The 1,410-nt window shown below is 69.5% G+C and carries 1 protein-coding gene and 1 pseudogene; one reads left to right on the forward strand and one right to left on the reverse strand.

Going from position 1 to position 1,410, the window contains the following annotated elements; genetic code table 11:
- Positions 1–425: 425 nt before the first annotated feature.
- Positions 426–1,214, forward strand: coding sequence for a hypothetical protein (locus tag Cco03nite_RS41945; RefSeq protein WP_203699621.1), 789 nt, complete (start codon positions 426–428; stop codon positions 1,212–1,214).
- A gap of 84 nt (positions 1,215–1,298) precedes the next feature.
- On the opposite strand, the pseudogene Cco03nite_RS42755 reads toward Cco03nite_RS41945, so the two are convergent.
- Positions 1,299–1,410: pseudogene (locus Cco03nite_RS42755) on the reverse strand (ABC transporter ATP-binding protein); the annotation flags it as partial.

Consider the following 1,410-nt stretch of genomic DNA (forward strand, 5'->3'; position numbering starts at 1 on the left):
GGGATCTTCATACCCACGACTCACCACCGGCCATCGACGTAGCCGGCGATCCGGCGCAGGCCACCACCACAGCGAACGGTCGGCCCATCAGGCCGGCACCTGGTCACCCCCGGGGCGATGTCGATGTCGTCGCCAGGACTCGCCAAGGCCGTCGTCGCGACCTCCGGGATACCTGACTTGGCGGCCCGATCAGCCACCACGACATCCACATTCGCCATACGCCCTAATACGGAGCTCACCGTGGTCGAGGTTCAGCGAAATCCCATCGTTTACCACATCGGAACAAGCCCGCCAAGATCACATTAGAAACGGATGGCCGTCCGGTGAACTACCGGACCCGATGCCTCGTAGGACCCGGCAGCACCATCCGCGTGCCGCCGCCGCCGAATGCCGGCGGCGACCCATCCCGCGACAGACGGATCAGCATGACGACGCACGAACTAACCGTCCCCACCCAGCACGACGGGCTGTCGCTCGGCCGCTATCACCCGCCGGCGTTGTCGAGTGTGCGCGGGACCGCGTTCGAGCAGAGGCTCACCACCGCCCAGCGCCGGCTTCTGGAGATCGGCGAAGCCGCCAACCTGCTCAGCGTGCTGCGCCACCACGCGAACAACGCCTGCCACGGCCTGGCCGAGGTCATCGGCAGCGCCGCGCTCGCGCCGTATGCGAAGGCGCTCGTCACGTCCCTGGCGGACGAACGCAAGCTGGGCGCCGATGCCGAGGCGGTCGGCCGCGCCCTTCGGCTGCCGGTTTACGGCGACCGCACGTACTACCGAAAGGCCCACGCGACCACCCCGCTGGCGTGCGTGCTGCTCTTCTGCCGGCTCGACGTCTTCGGCTCCCGGCTCGCACAGACCCTCGCCGTGCTGTCCCGCTCCCCCGCGCTGCTGCCGATCCTGCGCCGGTTCAGCATGGACGGTCACGCCCGCGCCCGACGGACGCTGTCCACGAACCGAAGCGTGCTGGCGCACCTGTGGCACTCGTTCGACGACCGGAGCGCGGCGGACCTGCGGCCCGTGGTCGTGGCACACGTCGACGAGCTCCTCCTGATCGCCGACCGCTGCTTCCACAGTCCCGACGTGTTCGCCGAGTGCGGCTTCCCGGATCCCTGGCTGGTCGCGGAGCAGGTGTGGAACCAGTCGCGACGACGCGCCGAGTACACGTCGCACCCCTCGTTCGCGCTCGGGCTGGTTGATGCCTCGCGCACCCGTTGAATGCTCCCGACACTGCCCGGATCGTCAACCCCGCTGCCGAGGCTCGGCATCGGCAGCGGGGTTGAGGATCCGGAATTCTCCGGGTCAGGGGACGAGGGCGCCGTCGCGGAGCGTGACGACCCGGTCGGCCATCTCCATCAGCGCCGCGTCGTGCGTGGCGACCAGCGCGGTCATGCCCCGGGCGTGGACCAGGGCG

The organism is Catellatospora coxensis, from assembly GCF_016862635.1.
Classification (GTDB): Bacteria; Actinomycetota; Actinomycetes; order Mycobacteriales; family Micromonosporaceae; genus Catellatospora; species Catellatospora coxensis.

What these genes read in the sequence shown, in the direction of transcription:
- Cco03nite_RS41945 (WP_203699621.1), top strand. Translation starts at nt 426, where the DNA reads ATGACGACGCACGAACTAACCGTCCCCACCCAGCACGACGGGCTGTCG.